The 19,971-nt window shown below is 55.4% G+C and carries 16 protein-coding genes; 8 read left to right on the top strand and 8 right to left on the bottom strand.

Annotated elements, in window-relative coordinates; translation table 11 throughout:
• The first annotated feature begins 12 nt into the window (after positions 1-12).
• Together oadA and TREBR_RS08675 are read left to right on the top strand one after the other, a co-directional pair.
• Positions 13-2,079 (top strand): sodium-extruding oxaloacetate decarboxylase subunit alpha, encoded by a 2,067-nt coding sequence (oadA, locus tag TREBR_RS08680; RefSeq protein ID WP_013758814.1) that lies wholly within the window; start codon positions 13-15, stop codon positions 2,077-2,079.
• Positions 2,080-2,093: 14 nt separating this feature from the next.
• A complete protein-coding gene (locus TREBR_RS08675; protein WP_013758813.1) occupies positions 2,094-3,479 on the top strand; it encodes a sodium ion-translocating decarboxylase subunit beta in 1,386 nt (461 codons plus the stop codon).
• 153 nt (positions 3,480-3,632) lie between these two features.
• Here TREBR_RS08675 and TREBR_RS08670 read toward each other — a convergent pair whose 3' ends face one another.
• On the bottom strand, positions 3,633-5,033 hold the full coding sequence (locus TREBR_RS08670; protein WP_013758812.1) for an alpha-amylase family glycosyl hydrolase: 1,401 nt from the start codon (positions 5,031-5,033) through the stop codon (positions 3,633-3,635).
• A 9-nt stretch (positions 5,034-5,042) separates the two neighbouring features.
• Positions 5,043-5,639 (bottom strand): TetR/AcrR family transcriptional regulator, encoded by a 597-nt coding sequence (locus TREBR_RS13730; protein WP_013758811.1) that lies wholly within the window; start codon positions 5,637-5,639, stop codon positions 5,043-5,045.
• Positions 5,640-5,936: 297 nt separating this feature from the next.
• Here TREBR_RS13730 and TREBR_RS08655 point away from each other — a divergent pair, with 297 nt between their 5' ends.
• Genes TREBR_RS08655 through TREBR_RS14415 form a run of 4 tightly spaced genes read left to right on the top strand, consistent with a single transcriptional unit; the run spans position 5,937 to position 9,588 of the window.
• Positions 5,937-6,953 carry a thiamine ABC transporter substrate-binding protein gene (locus TREBR_RS08655; protein WP_013758810.1) on the top strand — a complete coding sequence of 339 codons (1,017 nt, stop codon included), beginning with the start codon at positions 5,937-5,939 and terminating at the stop codon, positions 6,951-6,953.
• 13 nt (positions 6,954-6,966) lie between these two features.
• A complete protein-coding gene (locus tag TREBR_RS08650) occupies positions 6,967-8,622 on the top strand; it encodes an ABC transporter permease (protein ID WP_013758809.1) in 1,656 nt (551 codons plus the stop codon).
• On the top strand, positions 8,612-9,373 hold the full coding sequence (locus TREBR_RS08645; protein ID WP_013758808.1) for an ABC transporter ATP-binding protein: 762 nt from the start codon (positions 8,612-8,614) through the stop codon (positions 9,371-9,373). Before TREBR_RS08650 ends, TREBR_RS08645 begins: the two co-directional genes overlap by 11 nt.
• The gene (locus tag TREBR_RS14415; protein ID WP_041610391.1) at positions 9,358-9,588 is read left to right on the top strand and encodes a hypothetical protein; all 231 of its coding nucleotides are present in this window, start codon (positions 9,358-9,360) and stop codon (positions 9,586-9,588) included. The genes TREBR_RS08645 and TREBR_RS14415 overlap by 16 nt, the downstream gene beginning before the upstream one ends.
• A gap of 49 nt (positions 9,589-9,637) precedes the next feature.
• Here TREBR_RS14415 and TREBR_RS08635 read toward each other — a convergent pair whose 3' ends face one another.
• The 5 genes from TREBR_RS08635 to TREBR_RS08615 all read right to left on the bottom strand — a co-directional run bounded on the left by TREBR_RS08635 (position 9,638) and on the right by TREBR_RS08615 (position 14,987).
• Positions 9,638-10,471 (bottom strand): carbohydrate ABC transporter permease, encoded by an 834-nt coding sequence (locus tag TREBR_RS08635; protein ID WP_013758806.1) that lies wholly within the window; start codon positions 10,469-10,471, stop codon positions 9,638-9,640.
• Positions 10,472-10,475: 4 nt separating this feature from the next.
• Positions 10,476-11,393 (bottom strand): carbohydrate ABC transporter permease, encoded by a 918-nt coding sequence (locus tag TREBR_RS08630; protein WP_013758805.1) that lies wholly within the window; start codon positions 11,391-11,393, stop codon positions 10,476-10,478.
• Positions 11,394-11,590: 197 nt separating this feature from the next.
• The gene (locus TREBR_RS08625) at positions 11,591-12,829 is read right to left on the bottom strand and encodes an ABC transporter substrate-binding protein (protein WP_013758804.1); all 1,239 of its coding nucleotides are present in this window, start codon (positions 12,827-12,829) and stop codon (positions 11,591-11,593) included.
• A gap of 249 nt (positions 12,830-13,078) precedes the next feature.
• The gene (locus TREBR_RS08620; protein WP_013758803.1) at positions 13,079-13,771 is read right to left on the bottom strand and encodes a response regulator transcription factor; all 693 of its coding nucleotides are present in this window, start codon (positions 13,769-13,771) and stop codon (positions 13,079-13,081) included.
• Positions 13,764-14,987: a sensor histidine kinase gene (locus tag TREBR_RS08615; RefSeq protein ID WP_156786643.1), complete on the bottom strand. Its 1,224-nt coding sequence runs from the start codon at positions 14,985-14,987 to the stop codon at positions 13,764-13,766. The genes TREBR_RS08620 and TREBR_RS08615 overlap by 8 nt, the downstream gene beginning before the upstream one ends.
• Before the next feature lie 144 nt (positions 14,988-15,131).
• Here TREBR_RS08615 and TREBR_RS08610 point away from each other — a divergent pair, with 144 nt between their 5' ends.
• Positions 15,132-16,556 (top strand): lyase family protein, encoded by a 1,425-nt coding sequence (locus TREBR_RS08610; RefSeq protein WP_013758801.1) that lies wholly within the window; start codon positions 15,132-15,134, stop codon positions 16,554-16,556.
• Between the two features lie 66 nt (positions 16,557-16,622).
• On the opposite strand, the gene TREBR_RS08605 is transcribed toward TREBR_RS08610, so the two are convergent.
• Positions 16,623-18,281 carry a Na/Pi cotransporter family protein gene (locus TREBR_RS08605; protein WP_013758800.1) on the bottom strand — a complete coding sequence of 553 codons (1,659 nt, stop codon included), beginning with the start codon at positions 18,279-18,281 and terminating at the stop codon, positions 16,623-16,625.
• Positions 18,282-18,400: 119 nt separating this feature from the next.
• On the opposite strand from TREBR_RS08605, the gene TREBR_RS08600 reads away from it, so the two are divergent.
• Positions 18,401-19,888 carry a CapA family protein gene (locus TREBR_RS08600; RefSeq protein WP_052296174.1) on the top strand — a complete coding sequence of 496 codons (1,488 nt, stop codon included), beginning with the start codon at positions 18,401-18,403 and terminating at the stop codon, positions 19,886-19,888.
• The last annotated feature ends 83 nt before the right edge of the window (positions 19,889-19,971 follow it).

The raw sequence follows: 19,971 nt of genomic DNA, 5'->3' as shown, positions 1-19,971 counted from the left end.
GGAGAACTACAAATGGCTAACAAAGTTAAAATTTCTGATTTGGTACTGCGCGATGCGCATCAGTCGCTTCACGCGACGCGCATGACGACTGCCGATATGCTTCCGATTTGCGAAAAACTCGATAAAATCGGTTATTGGAGTTTGGAAGGATGGGGCGGCGCTACGTTCGATTCCTGCATCCGCTTTTTGAATGAAGATCCGTGGGAACGCCTGCGCAAACTGCACAAAGCGCTGCCCAATACGCCGATCATGATGCTGCTGCGCGGACAGAACCTGCTCGGTTACCGCCATTACGCGGATGACGTCGTTGATAAATTCGTCGAAGCGGCCGCCCGCAACGGTATCGGCGTATTCCGCATTTTCGATGCGTGCAACGATCCGCGCAACCTGAAGCGTGCAACCGACGCTGCAAAAAAAACGGGCAAACACGTACAAATGGCGATTTCATACGCGACCACTCCGTACCACACGAAAGAAATCTACGCCGACCTGGCTAAGTCCTATGCGGATTTCGGTGCGGATTCGATCTGCATCAAAGATATGTCCGGTCTGCTCAAACCGTACGAAGCGTACGATTTGGTAAAGGCGATCAAAGCGAAAGTCGATCTGCCCGTTGAAATCCATACGCACGCGACGACCGGTCTTTCCGTTGCGACGCTGCTCAAAGCGGCTGAAGCCGGTGCGGATATTTTAGATACGGCCATTTCTTCCATGTCGATGGGAACTTCCCATAGCCCGACGGAAACGGTCGTTGAAATGCTCAAAGGTACCGAACTGGATACCGGTCTCGACCTGAATACGCTGCTTGAGATTGCCGCCTATTTCCGCGACGTGCGCAAAAAGTACGCAAAATTTGAATCGAGCTTCCTCGGCGCCGATACGCGCATTCTTGCGTCCCAGGTTCCCGGCGGTATGCTTTCAAACCTCGAAAATCAGCTGAAAGAACAGGGCGCGTCGGACAAAATCGACGACGTACTGAAAGAAATCCAGATCGTGCAGAAAGACTGCGGCTATATTCCGCTCGTTACGCCGACCAGCCAGATTGTCGGTACGCAGGCCGTATTCAACGTCCTGTTCGGCCGCTACGCCAAACTGACGCAGGAAACGCGCGATTTGGTAACCGGCAAATACGGAAAAACACCCGCCGCCGTCAACGCGGATCTGCTGAAAGAAGCGCTCAAACAGAACAATATGGACGCTCCCGTTACCTGCCGCCCGGCCGACCTCATTCCGATGGAATGGGATAAAATGGTTGAAGAATCGAAGACTAACGGCGGCGACGGCAGTGAAGAAGACACGCTGACCTACGCGATGTTCCCGAAAGTCGCTCCCAAATTCTTCAAAGAACGCGCAAACGGTCCGGTCAAATCCGAATCTTTCGCGGTAAAACCCGCCGCTTCCGCAGCATCGTCGAACGGCGGTTCCTATACGGTAAACGTCAACGGTACTTCGTACAACGTTACCGCAGGCCCCGCGGGCGACGCGATGAGCGTTACGGTTAACGGTACCGCGTACAACGTTGCGTTCTCTGCCGCAGCTGCCGCGTCCGCAGCTCCCGCCGCAGCCGTTTCCGGCGGCGCAACCATTACCGCTCCGGTTGCAGGAACATTGCTCAAGCACGTCGTTCCCGCCGGTTCGATGGTCAAAAAAGGCGACACCGTTATCATGGTCGAATCCATGAAGATGGAACTGGAAGTTAAAGCAACCGTTGACGGCCCGATTACGTATGCCGTTCAGCCCGGCTCTCAAATCGCCGCGGGTCAGGTCATCGCCAATATCGGCGGCGGCGCTCCCGTTGCAGCTCCCGTTCAGGCAGCGCCTGCTGCGGCTCCCGCAGCACCCGCACCCGCTGCGGCTCCGTCCGGTACCGGCGCGGTCATTGCGGCTCCGGTTGCCGGAACGCTGCTCAAAAATGTTGTTGCTGAAGGTTCGGCCGTCAAATCCGGTGATACGATCATCATGATCGAATCGATGAAAATGGAACTGGAAGTCAAGGCCGCCTCAAACGGAACCGTACACTTCCTTGCCTCTGCCGGATCGCAGATTTCTGCCGGTCAGCCGCTTGCCGAAATTAAATAAGTAAAGGAATAACTATGCTTGGCACTAAGAACAACTGCAAAAAGCAAGTATTGAACGCGACGCTGATTATCATGGGAATCGCCATGGTGTTGTCAATCTTCAGTACTGCGTTTGCCTCGAATAACAACGATGAAGTCGCTTCGTTCAGAACGATGGGAACGGCGATCATCAAGGGCTCCGAAAACGTACCTTCCATTTCCGTTTCCGAGTTCTTGTCGAATACGGTAGAAAATACCGGTTTGAACGCTATCGCTACCGGCGTCGAGCAGGTGCCGGATCTCGTCGATCCTGCAAAAACGACTGCCGTTCCCGGATGGCAGCGGCTCGTGCTGATTGCGATCGGTTTTCTCATCATTTATCTGGGCGCGGCGAAAGGTTTTGAACCGCTGCTCCTGATTCCGATCGGATTCGGTACGGTGTTCGTAAACATTCCGTTCGGCGGCATGTACGCGGAACACTCCGGTATGCTGAAGATAATCTACGACGCCGGTGTCGGAAACGAATTCTTCCCGATGCTGATATTCATGGGTATCGGTGCGATGACGGACTTCGGACCGCTGCTCGCGAATCCCAAAACGGCGCTGCTCGGCGGAGCCGCCCAGCTGGGCGTGTTCATCACGCTGTTCGGCGTCGCGCTGATGAACCTGATTCCCGGCGTCGACTACAACATGTTTGAAGCGTGTGCTATCGCGATCATCGGCGGTGCCGACGGTCCGACGTCGATTTACGTTTCGGGTAAGCTCGCTCCGCACATGATGGCCGTTATCGCCGTCGCCGCGTATTCGTACATGGCGCTCGTGCCGATGATTCAGCCGCCGATCATGAAGCTGCTGACGACCGACAAGGAACGCCATATCAAGATGAAGCAGCTGCGCCACGTTTCCAAGACGGAAAAGGTGTTGTTCCCGATTCTGCTGCTCGTGCTTTCGATTATGTTCATTCCGACCGCCGCGCCGCTTATCGGCATGCTTGCGTTCGGTAACTTCGTCAAACAGTGCGGCGTCGTGGACCGGTTGTCGAAGACGATGGAAAATGAAATGCTGAACATCGTTTCCATTCTGTTGTCTTTGGGCGTCGGTTCTCAGATGACTCCCGATAAGATACTGAACCCGAACGCGGTCGGTATCATCATTTTGGGATTGGTCGCGTTCGCTATCGCTACCGCCGGCGGCGTTATGATGGCAAAACTGATGAACCTGTTCCTGAAAGAAAAAATCAATCCGCTCATCGGTTCCGCCGGTGTTTCCGCAGTTCCGATGGCCGCCCGCGTTTCAAACAAGGTCGGTATGGAATACGATCCGTCGAACTTCCTGCTCATGCACGCCATGGGTCCGAACGTAGCCGGTGTTATCGGTACGGCAATCGCGGCGGGTGTGTTTATCGCGACTTACGCGAGCTGATGCATTCGCTGACTGTGTAAAAGACACCGACGGGACGCCGCAAAAGTTCACACCTTTGCGGCGTCCCGTTTTTTTATTATACAGCGGCGCTTTAGGACTGCTGCCGGACAGCGAACGGGCGGCCGGTTTCACTGTTTCTTCTCGTGATACGTTTTAGGACTGCTTCAGGATAAAAAAACCGAATGCCGGAATCTGTACGGGACCGCTGCCGTGTATCGGGGCGCCGGTTGATAAGTCGGTGAACGTGCCGTATAGCCCTTCAAACACACCGTGAGCGCCGGGACTGCCGCTTTTTACGGGAAGCGGCACGTCCGTATCGGTGATGTTGACAGCAGTAACGATGCGCTCCGTTTTGCCGGAAAACGGGCACTCGTGAACCCGCTCAAAGACAAGCTGCCCGTTCGTAACACACAGGGTTCGGTACGAACCGTACGTGAACGCCGCGTGTGCCCGCCGTATGCGGATCAGTTTTGCAATCAAGTCGGTGAGCCCGTTCCATTCCGGAACAGAAAGGGCGGGGCGCAGCGTGCGGTCACCGTTTTTCTTGTCGCCGGTTACACCCCATTCGCTTCCGTAATACAGGCACGGAATGCCCGGCATGGTGAACAGCAGCGCGTAGCCTGCGGCAATCCGGCGTTTTTCATTGATGATAGAGGCAAACCGTGACACGTCGTGATTGTCGGTGAACGTAACCAAATTTTTATCCCGAAACACCCCGTCGCTGCCGAATTGCCGGTTCAGCGAATGGGCGAGTTCAAACAGATTTACGTCGTTCAGACTTGAGTATACACCTTTATATAATTCGTAATTGGTACAGCTGTCGCATCCGTCGTTCCGTACCAGTGCGTAGTCGCTGCTGTGGATCGTTTCGCCGATGAGTGCGAAACTCCCGTCTCCGAAGATCGACGGCAGCGTTTTGCAGAATCGGTTCAGCTTCCGCAAAAAAGAAGGATCGAGGCTGTACGCAACGTCCAGTCTTAAACCGTCTATACCGAAAAGCTCCGACCATTTACGTATCGCACCGAAGATGTGCTCAATAACTGCCGGATTCTGCAAATTCAGCTTCACCAAATCCATACAGCCTTCCCACCCCTCGTAAGCGAAGCCGTCGTTAAACGGTGAATTGCCGTTCCAGTCGATAGTATACCAATCGGCGTACGGCGAACGTCGTTTGTTCCGCTGAATGTCGCGGAACGCCCAAAAGCCGCGCCCGGTGTGGTTGAACACGCCGTCGAGAATGACGGCGATATGCTGTTCGTGCAGCGATCGGCAGACTGCGGCAAAATCTTCGTTCGAGCCGAGCCTGCCGTCTATCGTGTAATAATCGCGCGTGTCGTATCCGTGCGCATCGGATTGGAATACCGGAGAAAAGTAAACGGCGGTTACGCCGAGTTTTTTGAGGTGCGGAATCCAGCCGGCAAGCCGTCCGATCCTGTTTTCATCGGGACGTGCCGCACCGTTCCAGGTATTTGCATTGTCCCAGCGGTTGTATTCGGAGGCACCGCACGTGCCGAGCGGATAAAACTGATATATGATGGATTCTTCAAAATGCATGAGCACTCCTTATGAAAATATGCCGTGCATGAACAGTTTTACCGTTTGCTCCGCGCGCTGCCGGTCAAGCGGATAGTGCCCGTTATGCCATAACCCGACTGCCGAGTGTATCAGCGCAAGATAATTGACTGCAAGCAATTCTTCTTTCCGCTTCATGTTTCCGTGATACGCGGACATGGAAGCGAACATGTTTTTCAATATGAGCCGTTCCCGAATCTGGTATTCTTTTATGCGCTCGGTCATCTGCGCGTCGGGATGGGCGTACGTCATGGACAGGGAGAGCAAATAAAAATCGGAATACTCCTGTGCGAATCCGAAATACGCTTGAGCGACTGCGCAAAGTACGGGAAACACGTCCCGATCATATTCGGCCGGATGCGCCTCGTACGCGGCCGCGTCGGTGATTCTTCCGAGCAGCTCGGTGTAATACGTTTCGAGAATCGCCGCAAACAAACCTTCTTTGCTCCGGAAAAAATAGTACAGCACCGGTTTGGTGATACCCGCTCGCTGAACGATCTCGGTTACGCCCGTTCCTGCGTATCCTTTTTCCATAAAAAGACGAAGCGCCGCTTTCATGATCGTATATTTACTGTTTTCGTGTGCCATATGTTATTTATATACCGATAGGTATATAAATGTCAAGAAGTCTCAACGATATCGCGGGACGCTGCGGCAAAAGTTGCGGAGTGCTGCGGCAAAAGTTGCGGAGTGCTGCGGCAAAAGTTGCGCCGAAAACTGCCGGCTCTTGCCTAAATCCGCAAAAGACTGTAGTATGTGTGCATCACCGGGGTGTGTATGCGCGCCGGCCGGACGTTCGTTCGGCTCTGCATACTCTGAGATTATACCCGTATGGCAGCTGCACGGCTGCCGCAACCTGATCCGGATAATACCGGCGGAGGAAGTATGAAGACTCGTCTTTTTACCGTTATCCTTTTATGTTCTATCGTTGTGTCCCTGGCTGCGAACGGCGCCCGGGACGATGCCGCCCGTCAGCACGAAGTGGTCGTGTATACGTACGATTCGTTTATCAGCGAGTGGGGGCCCGGCCCGGAACTCGTCAAACTGTTTGAAGCGAAAACCGGTTTGAAATGTACGATGATCGATGCGGGCGACGGTGCCCAGATTTTGTCCCGCGCGATGCTCGAAAAGAAAGCTCCGCAGGCCGACGTCGTTATCGGAATCGACAACAATCAAGTGCAGGCCGCGCGCAAAGCGGAGGTGCTCGTTCCGTACAAGCCCGCTCACGCGGATACGGCCGTTCCGGCGGAACTGCGCCTGAGCGACGATTGGCTTTTAATTCCGTACGATTGGAGCTATTTCGCGATGATCTACGATACGGCCTCGAACGTTCCCGCTCCGACGTCGCTTGCGGATTTGACGAAACCGGAATATGCAAAAAAAATCATTCTGATGGACCCGCGCACCAGTACGCCCGGTCTGGGGTTCGTAGCCTGGACAGCCGCCGTGTTCGGCGATTCGTACCTTGATTATTGGAAAGCGCTGAAACCGAACGTGCTGACCATGGCGCCCGGATGGAGCACCGGTTACGGTCTGTTTACGTCCGGCGAAGCGCCGCTGGTCATAAGTTACACGACCAGCCCCGCCTATCACGTGGAATACGGCGAAGGAGCGCGTTTTCAAGCGGTGCTGTTCGACGAAGGCCATCCGATCCAAATAGAAGCCGCCGCAATCGTAAAAGGTGCGCCGAATAAGAGCGGCGCGGAACTGTTCATAGATTTTCTGATTTCAGAAGAAGCCCAGCGGGTGATTCCGCTGACCCAGTGGATGTATCCGGTCAATCCCGCTGTCGAGCTGCCGGCGTCTTACGCGGCGGCGCCGAAAGCGGCAAAGACGGTAACCGTTTCCAATGAAACGCTTTCGGAAGCGGTAGACGCGGTAACCGCGCTGCTGGCCCGCTGACCGTCCGCGCCCTATGAAAGTAAAACTTGCTGAATCGGTTTTTACCGGCGGCGCCGCCGTCGTGTTCGCCGCTCTGTGTCTGGCGTTTTTACTGCCGTTGGGTGCTTCTTTCAGTCCGCTGTGGGCGGCTGACGGCGAAGTTGGCGCGGCTTCGCTGTTTGCGTCCGCACGGATTTGGAAAGCCGCCGCTTTCACGTTAAAACAGGCACTTTGTTCCATGCTGCTTGCGTTGGGAGTCGGCGTTTCGGCGGCATTTTTTACGGCACGCAGGGATTTTCCCGGCAGACGCGTGCTGCTGTCGTTGTCGGCGGTGCCGCTGTGCGTTCCGCCGCTGCTCGTTGCACTCGGCTTCGTTCTGTTCTACGGAATGCAGGGCGTGTGCAACCGGTTTTTAATGCAGACGTTCGGTTTGCAGAATCCTCCCGTTACGTTTCTGTATTCTTTTTGGGGAATCGTGATCGCTCACGGCTTTTATAATTTTCCGTTGGTGATGAAAACCTGTTCAGACGCCTGGGAGCGCCTGCCGTCGGCGGAACGCGACGCGGCGGCTTTGCTCGGCGCGGGTAAATTCCGCGTATTCAGGACGATTACGCTCGTTCAGCTGCTGCCGGCGATCGCGTCGTCCGGTATGATCGTTTTCCTGTACTGCTTTTTCAGTTTCGTGATCGTGCTGCTGTTCGGCGGCGTGGGAACTTCCACGCTGGAAGTGGAAATCTATCAGGCCGCGCGCGCGCAGCTCGATTTCAAGTCGGCGGCGGCGCTCTCCGTGGTGGAAACGGGTATCGCGTTCACCGTCGTTTTTGCGTACGGATTTTTGGAACGTCGGAGCGCCGAAAGCCGCGGTCTTTCGTTCGATCGCGCCGGACGGAAAAAGATCCGGGGTGCCGCGGAACTGGGCGCCGCCGTCGCGTGCGTTTCGGCCGTACTGCTGTTTTTTATCGGCCCGTTCGTGAGTATTGCGGTGAACGCGTTCGCAGAAAAGGCGGCCGGATATCACGGCGGCACGGGCGCCGCCGTTTTTTCGTTTAAGAATCTGTACAATCTGGCAGCCAAAGCGTCGTTCCGCACGGCGTTCGGAAACACCGTTGCGACGGCCTGTGCGTCGTCGTCGCTTTCGGTAACTGCGGCGCTGTTTTTTGCCAGCCTGCTCCGCTCGTTCGATCCCGGACGTACGCGCGTCGCGCTCAGAACGGTGCCGCTTCTGCCGATGGCCGTTTCGTCGGTAGTACTCGGCTTCGGCATGACGCTGCTCGTACGCCGCGGCTCCGCGCCGGTTTTGGTACTGGCTCAGGCCGCTTTAACCTGGCCGTTCGCGCTGCGCCAGATATCCGCGGCAATGGACCGGATTCCGCAGGCGGCGCTCGACGCTGCGGCCGTGCTGTCGCCGAACCGGCTCGACACCGTGTTCCGGCTGTATCTGCCGATGAGCGCGCGCAGTATCGTGTCGGCGTTCGGTTTCTGTTTTGCCGTCAGCTGCGGCGACGCGAGTCTGCCGCTGATTTTGGCCGTTCCCCGCTTTGAAACGCTCGCCTTGTATACGTATAAACTCGCCGGATCGTACCGGTTTCAGGAAGCGTGCGCGTGCGGAGTCGTGCTGGCGCTGATTACGGTGCCGGTGTTTGCGCTCAGCGCGTACCGGTCTGATAGGAGAAACACTGATGACAACTGATTCGGCTTTTTTTGATGCCCGCCGGCTGCGGAAAACCTGGCGCTCCTCCGGCTCGAAGCCGGTTTGCGTCGACTTTTCGCTGCAGGCCGCTCAAGGGTCCATGACCGCCGTCGTCGGCCCGTCGGGATGCGGCAAATCGACCGTTCTGCGTCTGATCGCCGGACTGCTGGCGTGCGACGAAGCCGCCGGTGAGACTGAAGCTGCAGCCGGTGCCGAAGCGCGCCCGTCGCTGACGTTGGGCGGAAAGGACATCCTGCACGTCGCTCCGGGAAAGCGGGGCGTCGGCATGGTGTTTCAGAATCACGCGCTGTTCGCCCATATGAGGACGGACGACAACGTTGCGTACGGGCTGCGCTGCCGCGGAATGAGCCGCAGCGAAAGCCGCCGCCGTGCGTGTGAATTTCTTGAGCTGGTGGGACTTGCGGGCTTTGCGCGGCGGAAACCCGAATCGCTTTCCGGCGGAGAGACCCAGCGGGTGTCGCTCGCGCGGACGCTCATCGTGCGTCCCGAATTGGTGCTGTTCGACGAACCGCTTTCCGCGTTGGATGCGCCGCTTCGCCGCAAGCTTGCCGAAGATATCTGCCGTATGCAAAAGGAAACCGGCTTTACGGGGATATTCGTTACGCACGACTTGAACGAGGCGAAAACGGTTGCCGACAGGATCATTACGATGGAGCAGGGGCGTGTCGCGGAGGACTGCGCCGCTTCGGACTATGACGCGAGCGGCGGCAAAACATGCGGAAGAAAATAAAAAACATGCGCATCTTTTGCCCAAAACATGCGGCAAGGAATTGCAGCGCCGTGCGCCGCCTGTTACCCGATGAAGGCCGCCTGTTACCCGATAAAGGCTTCCGCCCCGAAAGCGCCGTGCGCCGCCTGTTACCTGATAAGGGCCGCCTGTTACCCGATAAGGGCTTCCGCCCCGAAAGCGGCGTGCGTTCGGGACGGTTCTCCGTATCGGCCTAACGGTTCCCCGTACCGCAGACGGTGCGGCGTTCGGGGCACCGATGCCGGTTTAGCCCTTTACCGCGCCGGCGGTAAGACCCTTGATAAACTGTTTGGACATCGCAAGATAGAGCAGTATGACCGGTATGGCCGACAGCGTCAGCACGGCGAGTACCTTGGACCAGTCGGTCTGATACTGCCCGAACAGACGGGTAACGCCCAAAAGCAGCGTTTTTGCGCGCTCGTCGTTGATGAAGATGAGCGGAAACCACAGGTCGTTCCAGAACGGCACCAGATTGTAGATTCCGACCGTTGCGAGCGCCGGGCGGAGCAGCGGCACGATGATCAGCGTAAATATCTTGAATCTGCCCGCGCCGTCTATGATACCGGCTTCCGTCAGTTCGTACGGAATTTCCCGAATGAATTCGGTCAGTACGAAGATCGATATCGGAACGCCCATCGCGATGTAAATCGGCACGAGAGACCAAATCGTGTTGAGCAGTCCCATATTGCGCACCATTTCAAGCAGTTTGATGGACGCGATTTTGATGGGAAGCATCATTCCCGCGATCATGAACAAAAACATGCCGTGAGAAAATTTGCCTTTCCAGTTCGCGAACGCGTAGCTGGCGAGCGCGCCGATACCGAGTACCAAGACGATCGACAGCGATACGACGATAAAACTGTTCTTGAAATAATTGAGAAAATCTCCGTCCTGAAACACCATCGCGTAGTTTGAAAAATTCCATTTCACCGGCAGTCCGAACGGGTTTTCGTATATGGTCAGCCTCGTTTTGAACGAGTTTATGACCATAACCCACAGCGGAAACAGTACCAGAGCCGACCAGGCGAGCAGAACGATATGGGAACCTATGTGTTTGTTTTGCGTTTTAAGCGATGCCATGTTGCTACTCCTTTGTCTGCGTCGCGCGCAGGATCGGAATGACGCCGGCGGCAAGAACGAAGAACGTGATCGTTGCGATCGCGGCTCCCATACCCGTGTCCGGAATGCCGATCGGGTGTTGTCCCGCGATACCGACGCGGTAGAACAGCGTTCCGATGATGTCGGTTGCGTATCCGGGCGCACCGTTCGCCGTTTCCATCGCGTACACGACGTCGAACGCGTTGAAGTTGTTTACGAACGTCAGAATCGCGACCATGCCGACTACCGGCAGAATCATCGGCAGTTTTATCTTCCAGAAGATGATCCAGGCGCTCGCTCCTTCAACGTGACCGGCTTCGATCAGGTCTTCGGGAATGTTCTGCAGCGCGGCGGTGAACATCATCGTCGGAATGCCGACCCACTGCCAGCACGAAACGAGCGCAACGAACAGCAGCGCGGTGTTTTCCTGTCCGAGCCACGGCTGTGCCAGAAACTCAAGTCCTATTTTTGAAAGAAGCGATTCGGACCAAATCGGATTCAGAATCAGTTTCCATAAATATCCCGTTATCAGCACCGCAAGCGTTGCCGGAACGAATATGACGGTGCGGTAGCAGTTTACTCCTTTCATCGTCTTATTCGTCAGCAGCACGGCGAATAAAATGCCGAGGCAGTTCTGTACGATCATGTGGATGCCGAAAAATACCCAGGTATTTTTGAACGCTCCCCAATACCGCGCCGCGTTTTCGGGAACGGTAAACAGTTTGATAAAATTGTCGAATCCGACGAAGGTTTTGGGTCCCGTCGGGTTTCCGCTGAAAAAACTGAGCCGCAGCGAATCGAGCAGCGGATATGCCATGAACACAACGTATATGAGTACCGCCGGAAGCAAATAAAGCAGCCAATACCATGTCGGCGGAGTCATACTGCCTTTATGTTTTATCATATGTTCTCCTAATACAAATTCGGCGCCGCTCGAAGTTTCGTCGCGAATAGCCGCCGGACGTCCCGTCTGCAAAATCTTTTACAGCATACTGAAAAGTCCATAATAAAGGCTGTTTCCGTGTGTGTGCATTGCTTCTTTTTTTATACCAGCAAGAAACAAATTCCGGAAACAGCCTTATCCGTTTTACCTGTTAAAAACTATTTTTTCAATGCGGCAACCGCGTCGGCAGCCTGTTTCGGCGTCTGCTGTCCCTTCATGACGGCAATGACGGCCTGATTCATCGGTGCGTACAGATCCATGAGCGCGGGCCATACGAAGCGGGCGTCCGTTTCCTTGCCCTGATTCAGTGCGAGAAATTCGTTCGCGTGCGGGTCGGACAATTGGATCGGGAAATTGATCATCGGGAAATAGCCGACCGGCAGGTTCTGTGAAGCGGTCGTGGCTCCTTCTTTGGTGCACAGCCAGGCGAGGAACGCTTTGGCTTCCGCGGGGTGTTTCGAGTGCGCGTTCATCGTGATCGCCATATCGGGATGGAACGTAACGGCGGTTTTCTTTCCGGCGGGTGCGGGAACGGCGAACACGCCCCAGTTGAACGTTGCGTCGGCGTACACGCCTGCGGTCCAGGAACCGTCGATGAACATAACCGCTTTCTGCGTGTTGAACAGAACCTGACTGTCGTTGTAGGTTACCGCTTCAAAGCCTTTGGGGCAGTATTTCGCGACGTCCGCCATCGCCTGATACGCGGCGACGAAATTTGCGTCGTTCAGTTTTTTGCTGCCGGCTTCATATTTTACGCGTTCCGAAGCTCCGCCGACGTAGTTCGGCACCAGTCCGAGGAAGAAGCATTCGAGAATGTCCCATTCGTCGGCAAGGCCGTTCGCAAGCGGCGTATAGCCTTTTTTCTGCAGGGTGTCGCATACGGCAAGGAATTCTTCCCAAGTTGCGGGGATCGCCAATCCTTCTTTTTTGAAGATGTCTTTGTTGTAGTATACTGCGTGAGATACGGCGGCGAACGGAACGGCGAACATTTTACCGTTGGGCATTTGCCACGGAGCCAGATTCGACGCGGTGAAATTCGTCATCAATCCGGGGATATCGGTGCAGTCGGCAAAGTAGCCGGCGTTGAACAGTTCCTGTCCCGTTGCGTAAGAGCGTGCGTACATCAGGTCGGGGCCGGTTCCGCTGTCAAGCTGAAGCCGGAGCGTCGCGTTGTAATCGGACGGGTTGGTCGGTTTAAATTGGATTTCAACGTTCGGGGCGACTTTCTTGTATTCGGCAAGAAGTTTGTTCATCTGCGCCACGTCGTCGGCGCGCCAGGAACCCATGGTGAGTACGACTTTGTCCGTTTTTCCGGAATCTTTTGTTCCGTTGGCAAAAACGGGCAGCGCCGCTGCGGCCAGAACGAGCATACATACGAATGCTGTCAGCTTTTTCATAGATTTCTCCTCCATTTGCAATACTTTCAAACCGGTTGAATTTTTCCGAGTTTTCCGGTTCAAACATCTGTTTTAAGTATGAGGGGAAAATCGGATTCGGGGTAGTTACAAATGTACTGGAAAATGTACTGTTTCCGTACTTTCGGCGGGAGTACGCGTTTTGTGTCCGGTGTTCAGCGTGTGCGCGGACTGCACCGCGGAGCTTTTGGTCTCCGGTGCCGCGCGGCGTTCTGGCGGCACCGCGGAGCGTCAGGAAAAATATGCCGGCGGAATTTCGCGCGCTTTCGCAAGAAGCGTCCGCCTGTCGGAAGTGCCCAGTTTTGCGTAGATTGCGGAAATGTAATTGCGTACCGTCTGTTCTCCGATGTTCGCGTCCGCCGCGATTTCCTTGTTGCTTTTTCCCTGCAGCATGTGTTTGATGATCGTCCGCTCTTTGGGGCTTAAATCGAAGAACCATTCGGGCAGTTTTTCGCCGGTGATGCGCTCGGCGTTGCTTTTATTTGAATACAGATGCTGCATGAGTGTTCCGGCGATATTCGGATCCATCAGAATGGAGCCGTCGCACACGGCGCGTACCGCCGAAACGAGCATTTTGGGTGCGATGTTTTTTAAAAGATAACCGGATGCCCCGTTGTTCATGGCTTCGCGAACGTAGCCGTCGTCGTCGAAGGTGGTAAGCATGATGATTGCGATCGCCGGCCAGGTTTCGTGTATGATTTTGGCTGCGGTTACTCCGTCCATAACGGGCATACGCACGTCCATCAGAATCGCGTCGACGGGGTGTTCTTTCAAGCGGTTCACGGCTTCTTCTCCGTTCGTCGCGGTGGCTACGATGGTTATATCCTGCGCGATACTTTCTATGACGAGCTTCAGACTTTCAAGAAAAAGAATTTGATCGTCGACGATCAACAACCGTATGCCCGTGTTTTTCTGTTCACTCATCTTCCTGCTCCATCGGTATTACCGCTTGTACGATAAATCCGTCTATTGCGAATACGGCGGAGAAAAAACCGCCGGCTGCGGATATCCGCTCGCGCATACCCCGTATGCCGATCCCTTCTTTGACTCTTTCACCGGAAAAATAGCCGCCTTGCCCGTTGTCGTGAATGCGAACCGTTATCCAGTCGTTTTCGTATGAAAACGATATGGCGATTTTGGTCGCTTTTCCGTGCTTGAACGAATTGGTCATGCTTTCCTGTATCATGCGGAATATGGTTTTTTCGACTTTGCTGTTGAATACTTTGGGCGTATTGCCGAAATCGACGGCGATCGCGATGCCGGTAAGCGCGGCGAACGTTCGGGTCAATTGCAGAAACAGGTTCGGCCCGTGCGCCGATTCTATGTCGCGCTCGCGCAGCCTTCTGAGCGCCAGCCGCGCGTCGTCGACGCCCGAATTCAAATGCGTGATGGCGGTTTCAAGCAGTTCGGTGCGTTTCGCTTCGTCCTCCGTGTGCAGGGCCGCTTGTATGAGCATCAGAATGTTGGTCATCGTGTATCCGATGATGTCGTGGATTTCGCGTGAAATGCGGTTCCGCTCTTTTTCGATCGCTTTGCTTTCGGAAATGGCTGCGTAATTTTGGTACGCAAGGTTCGTATTTGAAATGCGGTTGATGACGTCTTCAAGCCGGTACATTTCCTGCTGAAGCTGCCTGCATCGGTTTCTGTACCAGCTGACCAGCGTTCCCGCGGCGATGAGCACGACGCCGTAGAGAATCGCGTGCAGCGTCTGCGCTTGGGAGAGCCCGCCGATATGCGTAAAGAACGTCGTGTGCGGCAGGAGTGAAAACAGCATGATTGCCGTGATTCCCGCGCTTACGATAGTGCTTACCGGTATGGACACGAGGAAAACGGTTTCAAGCAGCAGCGAAACATACACGTACTGATAAATCTCGGCGGTGCTGCCGATTGCTTGGCAGGTGAAAATGAGAATCGCCGTTTTTACGGTAAGGGTGATCGCCGTACAAATCGAATTCTGAAAAAGAAACAGCAGCGTAACGCCCAAATCTATGAGCAGTAAAATGTATACCTGATATGTCGTGCTGAATATGAGGTTGTCTATGCGAGGAATGATCGTTTTCGTATACAATACCGCCGGCGTCAGCATTACGAGCGACAGCGCGACTACGGCGGCGGTGATAAGAAATCGTTTCCTGATCATATATCCATAATAGCACGGAATTTTCACCGGAGCAACCGAATACGGCGGGCAAAATGCGGCCGCGGTGCAGCGGTGCCGTAGCGGCGAGTCTGCGATACGGCGGGCCACCTTGCAGCGCTCCCGTTTTTTCTATATACTGCATATATGGAAACCCGTAACATTTTTTTGAACATATCGCCGTTGGATCACCGGTATTCGCTTTCGGAAGCCGCCGTGTTCGATTCGCTTTCGGCTCACATTTCGGAGCAGGCAGCGATTCTTTCGTGTGCGCGCGCGGAGATTGCCCTGGTTAAAGCGCACTTGTCCGTGCGCGGAACGCTTTGCGCCGATATGGAAAAGCGGCTCGACACGGTTGCCGATACGATCGATCCCGCCGCCGTTTACGCTGAAGAAGAAAAAACGAAGCATAATATCCGCGCGCTGGTGAACGTCATGAAGACGCTCGTTCCCGAAGAAGTCGCGCCGCTGGTGCATTTGGGTGCGACCAGCGTCGACATTCTGGATACGGCGCTTTCGGTGCGCGTGCGCGACTGCGTGCAGCAGGTGCTGCTGCCGCTCCTCAAAGAACTTGAAATCAAATTATGTGAAATCGCCGCGCGCGACGCGGAAACTCCGCAGGTCGGCCGTACGCACGGCCAGCACGCCGTGCCGATTACGTTCGGCTTCGCCGTCGCCGAATACGTTTCGCGCTTGGGAAAATCGATTTTGGAAATCGAAGCGCGTTCCGACGGTCTTAAAGGAAAACTGGCGGGACCCGTCGGCGCGTACAACGGTCCGTCGATGATCGTCAAAGATCCCGAAGACCTGGAACGCCGCTATCTGGGTTATTTGGGACTGGAACCGTCGGAACATTCGACGCAGCTGGTGGAACCCGAATATCTTTTGCGGCTGCTTTTGGAATGCAACGTGGCGTTCGGTATTATTGCGAACTTGGCCGACGATCTGCGCAACTTGCAGCGTTCCGAAATCGGCGAAGTGTTTGAATATTTCAGTGCGACTCAGGTCGGTTCTTCGACCATGCCGCAGAAACGCAATCCCTGGAACAGCGAACACGTGAAGTCGCTGTGGAAGGCGTTTTCGCCGCGCGTCATTACGTTCTATATGGATCAGATTTCCGAACATCAGCGCGACTTGTCGAACTCGGCGAGTCAGCGGTTCGTTGCCGACTATTTGGCGGGTTTTGCGATGGCGGTAGCCCGCATGAAAAGCGTCGTTTCCGGATTGCAGGCCGATCACGAAAACATGTCGCGCAATCTGTCGAGTGCCGGCGGAAAAGTGAAGGGCGGCGTGCTCGCCGAACCTGCCTACATTCTGCTTGCCGAAGCGGGCGTTTCCGACGGGCACGAAGTTATCCGTAAAATCACGCTTGAAGCCGAACGGACCGGTTCGTCGTTCTACGAAGCGCTGGTAAAGCACGCCGACGCGTACGCAAAAATTACCGCTCAGCTCGAGAAACTCGGTGTGGCTGATCCGGCAGGATTTTTTGCGGACCCGTCGCGCTACCGCGGTCTTGCTGCGGAAAAGGCGAAACGGCTTTCGGCGAAATACGCCGAACTGATGAAAAAGTAACCCAAAAAAGCACACTCGAACCGCCGCTCGAAAAGCCTGTCAGAACGGCAGGTTTGGACGGCAGGTTTAAACTGTCTGGTTGAGCGCTTCCGAAATGCTGAACGCGCGGTCGCCGATTTTTTCGAGATTGCGCACCAGATCGATGTACAGCAGTTCCGACTTGACGTCGGCGCCGTTTTCGAGCCGCTTGCGGGCGACTTTTTTCAGGTTTTTGCGGAACAGGTCTATCTGATCTTCGAGAACCTGCGCCTCCGTCATTTTTTCCGCGGTCAGGTGGTGGTTGATGTTGCCTCGGATCAGACGGACGAACTGATTGACGAGCCGGACGTACGGCTCGAACCGTTCCATATCTTCCGGGGCAAAGTTCATGTTTTTTTCGATACTCCGCTGCAGAAGCAGGGCGATTGTAAAACAGTCGTCGGTCATTGTTTCCAGTTCGTCTACGATGCGGAGCATTTGCGAAATGTTGTTGCGCTGATTGTCGGTTACCGGCAAGTCGAGGCAGTGAACCAGATATTTTGAAAGTTCTTCCTGCATCTGGTCCGCGTACGTTTCATCCGCTTCAAGCGGCTGCATGTTTGCCGCGATGAACGTTTTGCTGCGGTCGGCGAAGCCGCCGGTAATGCGGTCGAACATGCGGATAACGACGTCGCTCATGTCCGCGATTTCTTTTTCGGCCCTGACGACTGCCGCCGCCGCGTTTTCCTTAACCCCTGCAGGTGCAATCTCAAGCCGGTACACGTCGGGCATTTCGTCTTTTTTGGGTTTTATGAGCCGTTCGGTCAGCCGCGCTATCTGTGTGGTAAACGGCAGGAACAGCAGCGTGTTGACAACGTTGAACACCGTGTGCAGCATGGCGATGTGCATGGTGATCGATTCCTGCACCGGTCCGGGAACGAGCAGATCTACCAGCGTCAGCAACGGATGGAAAAATATGACGGCGAGCACGGTTCCCGAAACGTTGAACAGTACGTGAACGAGCGCCGCGCGCCGTGCGTTTACTTTCGTTCCGATCGAAGCGAGTACCGCGTCGATCGTGGTTCCGATGTTGCTTCCCAGCACCATCGCCGCCGCGAATTCCCACGGCAGAAGGCCGTTGTACGACATCGTGAGAATGATCGCGGTCGCCGCGCTCGACGAATGTATGATGACCGTAACGGCAAGACCGGCGGCTATTCCCAGCAGGATGCTCAGTTCGCCTTTTCCGGTCAGAGCGGCCAGAAAACCGACGTTGTCCGCGTCGAGCGACGGCATTGCCGACGACAGCAGACTCAGCCCGAGAAACAGCAGGCCGAATCCCATGAGCGCTTCACCGATGGCGTGTTTGTGCAGCTTTTTCATGAGTGTCAGTATGTAGCCGATACCGAACATCGGAACTGCGAACAGCGTGATATTGAAGTTGAAGCCGAAAAACGACACGATCCAGGCGGTTACGGTAGTTCCGATATTCGCGCCGAAAATCACGCCGACCGACTGCGTCAGCGAAAGCAATCCGGCGTTGACGAACGAAACGACCATTACGGTGGTGGCGCTCGACGACTGGATGATCATCGTAATGAACAGCCCCGTCAGTACGGCGAAGAATCTGTTCCCTGTCATAAGACCCAGCACGCGGTGCAGACTTTCGCCCGCGCTTTTCTGGATTCCGTCGCTCATCAGCTTCATGCCGTATAAGAGGAATCCGATACTTCCGATTAATTGAAAAATGATAGATATGACGTTCACACGATAGGGTACCAGATACGGCGCGTGGCTTTCAATGGGAAAAGTCCGTCCGAATGTTAATTTTCCGTTAAATCATGCGGCCCCATGACAACGCCGCCGCTCCGTGGTATACTGGCTGCATGAATATGCTGAAACGGATGCTTCCGGCGGCCGCTGGCTTTGCCGTCGGAGCGGCTTTTGTCTGCTTTGCGTTCGCGTATAAAAACGCGCGCGCTGTGTACGGGGTGTATATCGATCCGCTGCTGACGGAGCGGTGCGGAACCGTCTCTTTGCCCGAACGGTTCGTCCGGGTGGATTCGCCCGACGGTTCCGGGGCGAAGGGGCTGAAAGGGGCGAACGGAACGAACGGGACGTTTCCCGTCGCGCTCCGGATAGACGTGCGGACGGAGACGGGCGGGCTCGGAGTTTCCGCCTCCCGTACCGATCCGGTTCCGGAAGATGGCTTGCGCTTCCGGTATACGCTGAGTGAAGAGCCGCTGTTTCCGATTGTGGAACGCGGCGCGGACGGGCGGGAAAGCGTTTCCCTGTATGCGGAATCCGCCGTTCCCGACGGGGCGGCCGCGCTGCCGATGGATTGGAAATACGCGGGAGACGAATCGTATCCCGCCGTTTCCGTTACGTACGCCGAAGGAACGTATTGTCTGCCGCTGCCGGAAAAACTGAAAATTCCGCTGACGCACTGGCTCGACGCGGTTTTTGCGGCGGCGGACGCGCAGCCTGCCCGTCCGGAAACGGCGTTCATCGCAGCCGTAGGTGATATCATGGCTGGCCGCGGCGTGGAGGCGCTGCTGCTCAAGGACGGCGGCGTTGAAAAAGTGTTTACGGATACGCTTCCGGTGCTGCGCGCGAACGACATTCTGATCGGAAATCTTGAAGGTGCGGTAACGGGTGGCACTGCGAAAGCGGTTAAAACGTATACGTTTAAATTCAATAAAAAAATACTGCCTGCCTTACGGGAAGCGGGCTTTACGTATCTTATGGTTACGAACAACCATTCGTTCGATTACGGTTTGCAGGGTTTTACCGATACGCTCGCCGCGCTTGCCGAATACGGCATTCCGACATCCGGTGCCGGCAGCTCGGCGGACGAAGCGCGGCGGTTTTATCATACGACGGTGCGCGGACTGCCCGTCGCGATTTTATCGTGCGGTGCGTATCCGGTGGAACGATCCGGGTTCAGCGGTCAGCGCGACGCGGCCGCACGTGCAGACCGCGCGGGCATTTTGTGGCAGTCGGACGACGTGTTCGATTTGGTGCGCGCCGAAAAGGAAAAAGGGTTTTTCGTAATCGTCAACGTACACGGCGGAGAAGAGTACGTGTTTACGCCGTCCGCCGCTCAGAAAACGTTTTATACGGGTTTGTGCGATGCCGGCGCGGACGTTGTGTTCGGTTCCCATCCGCACGTTCTGCAGCCGGTCGAACGGTACGGCAGTTCGCTGATCGCGTATTCTCTGGGAAATTTCGTGTTTCCCGGAATGGAAGGTATGCGCGGCGCTACCGACAGCCTCGTCGTGCGGCTCGGCGTGTACAACGGCAGAATCAGATATACGGAAACGTATCTGGCCGCGCTGTCGGGAACTTCCGTTTCCCTCAAAAAAGACCGGTAAATGCGGCGGATTCCCTCAGCTGAAAGCCGCGAAAGACCGGTAAATGCGGCGGATTCCCTCAGCTGAAAGCCGCGAAAGACCGG

It is taken from the genome of Treponema brennaborense DSM 12168 (assembly GCF_000212415.1).
Taxonomy (GTDB): Bacteria; Spirochaetota; Spirochaetia; order Treponematales; family Treponemataceae; genus Treponema_F; species Treponema_F brennaborense.
The sequence above is the reverse complement of the archived record's forward strand: the minus strand, read 5'-3'. Positions and strand labels throughout refer to the sequence as shown.

Excerpts from the sequence above, each read along its gene's own strand:
- oadA (WP_013758814.1), top strand. The coding sequence starts at position 13 with ATGGCTAACAAAGTTAAAATTTCTGATTTGGTACTGCGCGATGCGCAT.
- TREBR_RS08675 (WP_013758813.1), top strand. The coding sequence starts at position 2,094 with ATGCTTGGCACTAAGAACAACTGCAAAAAGCAAGTATTGAACGCGACG.
- TREBR_RS08670 (WP_013758812.1), bottom strand. The coding sequence starts at position 5,033 with ATGCATTTTGAAGAATCCATCATATATCAGTTTTATCCGCTCGGCACG.
- TREBR_RS13730 (WP_013758811.1), bottom strand. The coding sequence starts at position 5,639 with ATGGCACACGAAAACAGTAAATATACGATCATGAAAGCGGCGCTTCGT.
- TREBR_RS08655 (WP_013758810.1), top strand. The coding sequence starts at position 5,937 with ATGAAGACTCGTCTTTTTACCGTTATCCTTTTATGTTCTATCGTTGTG.
- TREBR_RS08650 (WP_013758809.1), top strand. The coding sequence starts at position 6,967 with ATGAAAGTAAAACTTGCTGAATCGGTTTTTACCGGCGGCGCCGCCGTC.
- TREBR_RS08645 (WP_013758808.1), top strand. The coding sequence starts at position 8,612 with ATGACAACTGATTCGGCTTTTTTTGATGCCCGCCGGCTGCGGAAAACC.
- TREBR_RS14415 (WP_041610391.1), top strand. The coding sequence starts at position 9,358 with ATGCGGAAGAAAATAAAAAACATGCGCATCTTTTGCCCAAAACATGCG.
- TREBR_RS08635 (WP_013758806.1), bottom strand. The coding sequence starts at position 10,471 with ATGGCATCGCTTAAAACGCAAAACAAACACATAGGTTCCCATATCGTT.
- TREBR_RS08630 (WP_013758805.1), bottom strand. The coding sequence starts at position 11,393 with ATGATAAAACATAAAGGCAGTATGACTCCGCCGACATGGTATTGGCTG.
- TREBR_RS08625 (WP_013758804.1), bottom strand. The coding sequence starts at position 12,829 with ATGAAAAAGCTGACAGCATTCGTATGTATGCTCGTTCTGGCCGCAGCG.
- TREBR_RS08620 (WP_013758803.1), bottom strand. The coding sequence starts at position 13,771 with ATGAGTGAACAGAAAAACACGGGCATACGGTTGTTGATCGTCGACGAT.
- TREBR_RS08615 (WP_156786643.1), bottom strand. The coding sequence starts at position 14,987 with ATGATCAGGAAACGATTTCTTATCACCGCCGCCGTAGTCGCGCTGTCG.
- TREBR_RS08610 (WP_013758801.1), top strand. The coding sequence starts at position 15,132 with ATGGAAACCCGTAACATTTTTTTGAACATATCGCCGTTGGATCACCGG.
- TREBR_RS08600 (WP_052296174.1), top strand. The coding sequence starts at position 18,401 with ATGAATATGCTGAAACGGATGCTTCCGGCGGCCGCTGGCTTTGCCGTC.